This window comes from Methanospirillum sp. (genome assembly GCF_028679455.1).
Classification (GTDB): Archaea; Halobacteriota; Methanomicrobia; order Methanomicrobiales; family Methanospirillaceae; genus Methanospirillum.
Window position 1 is genome coordinate 1 of sequence record NZ_JAJRBM010000293.1, and the last position, 7,833, is coordinate 7,833.

The 7,833-nt window shown below is 48.7% G+C and carries 11 protein-coding genes; 7 read left to right on the top strand and 4 right to left on the bottom strand.

What is annotated here, in order from left to right:
• Window positions 1-3: 3 nt before the first annotated feature.
• The 3 genes from LUQ50_RS09955 (at window position 4) to LUQ50_RS09965 (ending at window position 1,426) form a co-directional block, all read left to right on the top strand.
• A complete protein-coding gene (locus LUQ50_RS09955) occupies window positions 4-234 on the top strand; it encodes a DUF1894 domain-containing protein (protein WP_300039692.1) in 231 nt (76 codons plus the stop codon).
• Window positions 235-245: 11 nt separating this feature from the next.
• Window positions 246-923 (top strand): 2,5-diamino-6-(ribosylamino)-4(3H)-pyrimidinone 5'-phosphate reductase, encoded by a 678-nt coding sequence (locus tag LUQ50_RS09960; protein ID WP_300039682.1) that lies wholly within the window; start codon window positions 246-248, stop codon window positions 921-923.
• A gap of 62 nt (window positions 924-985) precedes the next feature.
• Window positions 986-1,426 (top strand): response regulator, encoded by a 441-nt coding sequence (locus LUQ50_RS09965; protein ID WP_300039683.1) that lies wholly within the window; start codon window positions 986-988, stop codon window positions 1,424-1,426.
• 11 nt (window positions 1,427-1,437) lie between these two features.
• Here the strand turns inward: LUQ50_RS09965 and hisH are convergent, their stop codons facing one another.
• Window positions 1,438-2,043: an imidazole glycerol phosphate synthase subunit HisH gene (gene hisH, locus LUQ50_RS09970; protein WP_300039684.1), complete on the bottom strand. Its 606-nt coding sequence runs from the start codon at window positions 2,041-2,043 to the stop codon at window positions 1,438-1,440.
• The gene (locus LUQ50_RS09975; RefSeq protein ID WP_300039685.1) at window positions 2,043-3,503 is read right to left on the bottom strand and encodes a phosphoadenosine phosphosulfate reductase family protein; all 1,461 of its coding nucleotides are present in this window, start codon (window positions 3,501-3,503) and stop codon (window positions 2,043-2,045) included. Before LUQ50_RS09975 ends, hisH begins: the two co-directional genes overlap by 1 nt.
• 361 nt (window positions 3,504-3,864) lie before the next feature.
• Between LUQ50_RS09975 and LUQ50_RS09980 the strand changes: the two genes are divergently transcribed.
• Window positions 3,865-4,521 carry a transglutaminase family protein gene (locus tag LUQ50_RS09980; RefSeq protein WP_300039686.1) on the top strand — a complete coding sequence of 219 codons (657 nt, stop codon included), beginning with the start codon at window positions 3,865-3,867 and terminating at the stop codon, window positions 4,519-4,521.
• 6 nt (window positions 4,522-4,527) lie between these two features.
• Here LUQ50_RS09980 and LUQ50_RS09985 read toward each other — a convergent pair whose 3' ends face one another.
• Window positions 4,528-5,007, bottom strand: coding sequence for a 23S rRNA (pseudouridine(1915)-N(3))-methyltransferase RlmH (locus LUQ50_RS09985; protein ID WP_300039687.1), 480 nt, complete (start codon window positions 5,005-5,007; stop codon window positions 4,528-4,530).
• Window positions 5,008-5,046: 39 nt separating this feature from the next.
• Here LUQ50_RS09985 and LUQ50_RS09990 point away from each other — a divergent pair, with 39 nt between their 5' ends.
• Window positions 5,047-5,535, top strand: a complete 489-nt coding sequence (locus LUQ50_RS09990; protein ID WP_300039688.1) for a peroxiredoxin — start codon at window positions 5,047-5,049, stop codon at window positions 5,533-5,535.
• A 2-nt stretch (window positions 5,536-5,537) separates the two neighbouring features.
• On the opposite strand, the gene LUQ50_RS09995 is transcribed toward LUQ50_RS09990, so the two are convergent.
• Window positions 5,538-6,485 (bottom strand): hypothetical protein, encoded by a 948-nt coding sequence (locus tag LUQ50_RS09995; RefSeq protein ID WP_300039689.1) that lies wholly within the window; start codon window positions 6,483-6,485, stop codon window positions 5,538-5,540.
• Window positions 6,486-6,544: 59 nt separating this feature from the next.
• On the opposite strand from LUQ50_RS09995, the gene LUQ50_RS10000 reads away from it, so the two are divergent.
• Window positions 6,545-7,291 (top strand): DUF128 domain-containing protein, encoded by a 747-nt coding sequence (locus LUQ50_RS10000; protein ID WP_300039690.1) that lies wholly within the window; start codon window positions 6,545-6,547, stop codon window positions 7,289-7,291.
• Window positions 7,292-7,336: 45 nt separating this feature from the next.
• Window positions 7,337-7,833: glucose-6-phosphate isomerase family protein (locus LUQ50_RS10005; protein ID WP_300039691.1), on the top strand; the 497-nt coding region annotated here is incomplete at its 3' end.

Genomic DNA, 7,833 nt, shown 5'->3' on the forward strand with positions numbered 1-7,833 from the left:
AAGATCTCTTTTCAGGAAGCACGTGAATATCTTGCCAAATACCCTGAAAAGTACGACGTAGAACCTGGATACAAAATATTTGAGGTCAGACTCATCGGAGTCCCCCCAATCAGAGTAGCAGTAGACGGGGATGCAGTCCTCTTTCCGTTCACCAAACCATGTCATGGAACATTTCTGATCCGGGTTCCTGAAGGCAGGGAAGAGATCGAAAAACTCAGATCCCGGAAGAAATAACAGAGGAGAAAATGAGACCCCATGTTCTGGTAAATGTTGCTGTTTCAGCTGATGGAAAACTCTCCTCGCGGGAGCGGAGACAAATAAAAATATCAGGTTCTGATGACTTTGAACGGGTTGATATCATAAAAGCAGACACGGATGCGATTATGGTAGGAATCGGAACAGTCCTTGCTGATGATCCGTCACTCACGGTGAAATCTGTGGACCGGATCAGGGACCGGATCAATTCGGGTAAACCTGAACATCCGATACGGATCATCATAGACAGCAAGGCACGAACCCCCCCTGAAGCAAAAATACTCCATAAAGGCCTGGGAAAGCGTATCATTTTTGTATCACACGCAGCTCCCGGTGAGCGGATCGCTGCGCTCCAGCCATATGCCGAAATAATCACCGCAGGAGAAAAAGAAGTTGATCTCACTGCAGTTATGGAGTTACTCGGGATCGAGGGAGTTAAAAAACTCATGGTTGAAGGGGGAGGGACCTTAATTGCCGGGCTTTTTAACGCCGGACTGGTAGATCAGCTCAGCATGTATATCGGCAGTATCATTATCGGAGGAACCGGTGCACCGACCCTTGCGGACGGACCCGGGTGGATACAGGAACATGAATTTACCAGACTTGAATTAATCCATCTACAACAGGTGGATGATGGGGTGCTGATCGACTGGAGAGTCAAAACATAATTTTTATTCCCTAAATCAAGCGCCAGTATTGAGAGGAAATATTCCAGCGCATAACATCGGATATGCAAAACCAACTCCCTTATTACCTTTCACGGGAAGGTAATACTACAAACCGGTGGAGCAGAGTGGAAGGTACGATATTTATTGTTGAGGATAATCCGGTTATCAGCGATCTGATATCCTGGAGACTGACCGAACTGGGTTTCACAGTGATTGGATCTGCAGAGGAACCTCAAACCGCCATCGAGAAGTTAGGGCAATTCACCAAGGAAGAGCGTCCAAAACTGGTTTTAATGGATATCAACCTGCCAGGTGAGAAAGATGGGATCATGACTGCTGAGGAGATCCAGAAAAAGTTCTTCATTCCCATCGTATACATCAGTTCGGTAATGGATGATCCAACTATCGAGCGGGCAAAACTTACCAAACCTCGTGGTTTCATTGTAAAACCATTCACCGATAATCAGCTCAAAGCAACGGTCGAAATGGCACTTCAGAAATAGTGGATTTCGGTTCAGAGCATCCCGATATAATTACGCAGAATCTGAAGGCCTGCTTCACCACTCTTTTCTGGATGAAACTGCGTTCCCCACACGGTCCCATTTCGTATTGATGATGCAAACGGATTGATGTATTCGGTTGAGGTTAACCGGTACTGCTCCGGGGTGTCAGCCCAGTATGAGTGGACAAAATAAAAGAATGAACCATCAGGAATATTCGTATAAAGAGGGTCATCATGATGTGACAGGGCAACCTGATTCCAGCCCATATGAGGAATCTTGAACCCGGGGGTTTTTTCAAACCTCCGGACAGTCCCCGGAATCAGGCCAAGCCCTGCAGATAACCCATGCTCTTCAGAGAACTCCATCAACATCTGCATGCCAAGACAGATACCAAGGACAGGCACCTGTCCTTGTGCTTCGAAAAGAGCACTCTTCAGATCAGAGAGTCGTGCCATCCCTTCATGAAACGCCCCAACACCGGGGAGAATGATCCCATCTGCAGCACGAATCGCCTCCAGATCTCCGGTGATACTGACATTACCTCCGACCTTTTCAAGTGCTTTACTCACACTACGCAGATTGCCAAGACCATAATCCACAATCACAATCTGACTCATCAGGAAGACCTCCCTGATCTCCTGCCTCTGCCAGTCTGGGCATCATGCCTGGCAAACGACTCAGGTTCTTCCTGACTCCGGTCATTCCTGACACGCCATGTTCCTTCAGCCATCCATGACTCTGGAAGGTCATGCTTGATACGCCATGCTTCCATCCGCTCCTCCCATTCTTTCCAGAGATCGGGAACATGCTGTTTAATCCGCTCCAAAATGGCCATGTCACTTGCCGGACACATATAACACCCCATTCGATCAACCCCGTGGCGATACATATCGTTGTATGGCGCCTTTTCTCTGAAAATATAGAGCCAGACATGCATCGCAGTCCAGGAATGAATCGGTGCCAGGCAGATCTGATTGCGAACGAAGGCATTTCGCCACACCCGGGGGTTTCTTGCCCGTGAAGCTGACTCATACTTCCTCTGGCCAACAAACGAGACGCACTCATTCCATGTAACTTCGATAAATATTCTGAGTGGCTCCAGTTTAGCTGTTTTACAGCACCACCGGCAATCAACTGCCGGAGGTCCCTGGATCTCAAACTCACGCCAGAACTCTCCCATTGAGTCAACCATGATGCACTCGAGATCATATCGCTCTGTCACCTGCCTGACATTCTCGTAGGTAGAGGGAAACTCCATACCGGTATCGATGAACAGGATAGGCAGTTTCTTGTACGTATTCATCACCACAAGCAAACTTGCAAGACTATCCTTACCTCCCGAATAAGAGATACTGATCGGCAGGTGTTCATAGGGACCAATATGTTCTGCAATGAATTGCCTGGTCGCTGATTCCAGGCGGATCAGTACATCCTTATTTGCTGTTACCACTTCATCCCAGCTAGCGGGGCCGGGAGTGAACTGTGACCGGATATTTTTTCGGCTTCTCACGATCTGTCCCCGCTCCATGGTGGCTGCCTCTGACGCATCCACCTTCATTCTGCCGACACCGGCACACTCACCAGAGCGGGTGAGCATGAAAACCTCATCACCTGAAACAATATCGGGATCACAGGAGACAAAACCAGGAGCCAGCAGACTGGCCCCATCCCTGATCGAAGGGACAGCACCGTCATCCACGATTACATACCTTTTTTCAGGCCGCTGAATGAGGGCTGCCTCGGGTCGGGGAAGTGCATCCCATCTCCCGGTTTCAGGAAGGTACCGCACAGCACCTACCACTGCTCCACCAACCACAATCTCCTCCATCCGGTCTTTGTCAGGAACATTATTGATAAGGGCAATCCATCCGTCAGGGATCAGGGTGATTCCAAAGCGATCAAGAAAGAGATTGTTAATGAAAGAGATATCATCAGGAAATGCCGGTCTTGCATCACCGGGGGGTGTTACCGGAACTGCACGTGTTTCAGATCCACAGGCACACCGATCTGCCATTACCGGTGCATGACAGGTATCACACCAGTGCAGGAGAATTTTTCCATGATAAAGTCCACCCATGCTGGCCTATGAGTTTGTTCTGTTTCCAGATACTGGTTATGGATACCGGCAAACAAAAACTTACTTTATTTCTCTAAAATTCAATCCCGGTTATTAGGATCATCTGTATACAGGGCGAACAGGTATGGTGAGTATCCTGATTCGCATTGAATGCAACTCACATCCAGGCAATTATCGACGCGCCCGGCTGTCATCAGACTGAGGACCATGAGATAAACCGTGAATGATGATTACTGATGAGTATGCATTTTTGTGGTAAAACACCATCCAAAAAAGAATAAAAAATATCGGGTTTTCCAACCCGGGCAGAACAATAACTAGATAAGGCGATGGTCCGGATGATAGAATTAGGTGAACATTCATGCCTCTTCCCCCCCTCGTTCGCCCGGTATCGGTGACCCCGTACCTGGCATGTTCGCCGGTGATCGCGTGTACCCATCCTGCAATCAGGACGCGTGCACATGAGTTGATCCGGGGAACCAGTACTGAGTACGAACAGATTGAAAATCTCTATAATTTTGTACGGGACGGTATCTCCCATTCAGTCGATTCCGGGCAGTCTCGGCTGATATGGAAGACACCACAGGTAATTACTGCAGGTCATTCACTCTGTTTTGCAAAATCTCATCTCTTCGTTGCTCTCTGTAGATCTATCGGCATTCCTGCAGGACTCTGCTATCAGCGACTAAAGAATGAGGATAGTTCCTATGTACTTCATGGTCTTGTTGCAGTATGGATAGAAGATCAGGAGCGGTGGATACGACTTGATCCACGCGGGAATAAACCCGGAATTGAGGCCAGATTTAATCCTGCAGGAGATGAACAGATCGCATATCCTGTTATGGATGATCCGGGTGAATGGCTGGACCCGCATATCTATGCCGAACCCTGGAGTTCAGTTATCCACCTGTATGAAATATCACCGGATGTTGACACGTTCATCAGGGCTTCATCGCAGATACAGCCTCCTTCACGTCATGCGCACCGGCCAAGTTCTTCATTACCGGTACCGGTATAACTATTTTTAACGGTGGTAGGGAAGCCCACGGATAATCGTGAAGACCCGATATACCTGCTCAAGCAGAATGAGTCGCACCAGTTGATGAGGGAATATCATAGATGAGAGAGAAAGAAGTTGATCTGACCGATCCCTGACCTCATCTGACAATCCATGCGGGCCACCGATTATGATAGCGATACGATGAGGGCCCTCTATCTCCCACCTTCTGAACTGATCTGCGAATCTCTCGCTTGAAATCTGGACCCCGCGGGGATCCAGGGCAATCAGATACTCTGCCTGACCTGCTGCTTTAAGCAGGTTTTTCCCTTCCTGCTGGCATGCCCGAGCGATCTCATGAGCACTGGGAGACTCTTTTATCCGTTCCTCAGAGAACTCTACAATTTTGAGGGTACAAAATCCAGATAGCCGTTTCAGATATTCAGCAATGCCATCCCGTAAATATGGCTCCTTCACCTTTCCGATCACATACAGATCGATCTGCATCAGCAATCGTATCTATAGATGATATCATAATGAAAGTATATGCCCCCCGTACTGAATCCCGGTGACAAGGCACCGGCCTTTGCACTCCCGGACCAGCATGGCACCATCCGTTCTAATGCTGATTTTCATGGATCCATCCTCATCCTCTATTTCTATCCGAAAGATAACACATCTGCTTGCACTGCAGAGGCACTTGCGTTTTCAACGGTTTATGAAGAACTCGCCCGACTCGGTGCACCGGTGGTGGGGATCAGCCCCGATAGCATAGAGAGTCATCTGAAATTCGTCCAGAAACATGATCTGAAGCTCACGCTGCTCGCTGATCCTTCACACAGGGTTATCGAGGCCTACGGAGTCTGGCAACTCAAGAAGATGTATGGCAGAGAATATATGGGAGTGGAAAGGAGCACCTTTCTAATCACTCCAGATGGCGCTATTGCAGATATCTGGCACAAGGTAAAGGTCAAGGGCCATATCGAAGAGGTATCTACGAGAGTGAGAAATCTAATCGATGAACTGAGGCGGTAAAGTCAGAAGACCTCTACCCCGTCATCCATCGGCTCGCGCAGACGTTCTCCGGTGAATGCATTGATCTCAATGATCTTCTTTCCTTTTATCTGCCAGATCGGGATGAAAAGTTCACGCAGTTCGAGCGCGATATTACTCCGTTCAGGTGCTACATTCTTTTCCTCATAGTAGATTGCATCCCCTTTGACCTGCCTGGCCTTCACCTTCCTGGTCATGGCCTGGATCAGAAGCCCGGTGATCTTCTCATCTGCAGCCTCCTTATCAATTTGAGGTCTGATCACTTCAGCTCCCTGGGGGATACTCCGACGGGTAACGGTATCGGGATCAATATCTGTCATCGATCCGTTTATTGCGTTCAGAGCACCAACACCGGATCCATCGAAGGAGACATCCTGATCCTTGAACGTGCCAGAACCCCTGCTCGTGTACCGGTAGAGCCAGTAGGGAAGAAACTTGAGGGTTGCAACCCCCGGAACTCCGGCTTTTTCTTCAGCTTCTTCGCGGTGAACACGAACCGGCAGGTGAGGGATCTTAATACCGGTTCCGGAAGTATCTTCAGCAAACTCACGACCATGAACCGGCGCATCTGAATCACCAAGTGGAAGAAGCAACTGTCGCCCAATCACTTTGGAAAGAATAGATTCACCCGCATATCGCGCAAATTCTTCAGCATACCAGACTACACAGTCCGGCCCTTCGATCCCGGGATCAAAGGTGACAAGCAGTTTCTCACAGATCTTCTCTCCCTGATCGCCTTTTACTGTATACTCGGTCTCTGAGAACCGGGTGACCTCATCCTGGTCATCAGAGCAGACCACAACCAGATAGGTACTGCCTGATATGGCAGACAGATCTATTGGCGCGGCTGCGTGGTGCACATCGTATCCTGCTGACTTGAGAATATCGGAAACCGCCCGAACTGCCTTCTCCCTGATCCTCTGTTCCATCATATACAAATTCACTCATAAAAAAGAATATTTTTCTATCTTTATACCGGATTAACTGAGTAATGAGTGATCCTCTCAGGTTTGTCAGCCATCGGATCGAGGATTATGCCATGCAGGTCACCTTCGAACCATCAGAAGGGACCGGGACGGTGGTCTATAACCTGTCACTTATTCATCAGAAGGATCTTGACTACGCGCTATCGGTTTTCAGGGCAACCTGTGAAGCTGGTGTTTCACCCAGCGGTCTGATCAGGGTGCTGAACGAGGGTGAGGATAACGACGGTTACACGATTCCTCCCGGTTTCTGCGGACTGCTCACACTTTGCAGCACTACCCTTGACGGTCTCCTGGTAAAAAGGGGAATTCCCTTTAACCCCATCGGCGGAGGGGTAGTCGAGGTTACGGAGAATATTCCACGCAGGTTTACTCACCTGATCAAGTATGAGTATACTACTATCGATCCGCTGCAGGTTCTGATCTCTCAGGAGATCACTTCAGTCCTGAATGTCATGCGCTCCGGGACAGGAAGTCTGCTCGGCAATATCAGAGAATGCCACATGGAGGCAGAAGACAAAGTGGAAGAGGTGTTGGAGGAACTCAGTGAGAGTTATTTTACCGGAATTCTTGATCTCGGACTTCCCAACACCTCATGTCTTGGTGTGGCAGTGGATCCCCAGTATATGGGGGTAGCAGCCCTGGGTGGGACAAACTGGATGGCGGCCCTGCGTGAAGAGGGGATTTATATCAGGATGCAGGCGATGAAAGGAGTAACTGACATATCGCGAATGCAATTTATCACCGATATGTAAATACTTCCAAGGACATTTACATACCAACATACGAGGATACATATTATGATGGACCTCCCACTCAATAACCCAGATATCAGATCAGGGGATGAGATCCGTTCAGTTCTTGCAGACCCTTCCTGTGTCTGTGAAGGCCCTTTGTACGAGATGTACCGGGCAGTCTGCCACAATAATTCAGATAAGCAGTGGCTTGATTCGCACCATATCAGGTTCGATGTAACCCGTATTCCTTCTCGGACGATCTGCCGTGAATGGATTAAAACAAAGGGGCACTATCATCCCCTTTCTTCTGACGGACTTGCATATCCAGAAATATACGAAGTGCTTGAAGGTGCCGCATACTATCTGTTGCAAAAACGTGATCTATCTGATATTGTCCTGGTCCGTGCAGAACAGGGAGATCTCATCCTGATCCCGCCAGGCTATGGTCACGTTACCATAAACCCGACAGGAATGACCCTGACGATGGCAAATCTCGTCTCTTCTGAGTTCACAAGAGAATATAAACCATACGAAGAGATCAGAGGAGCAGCATATTATGT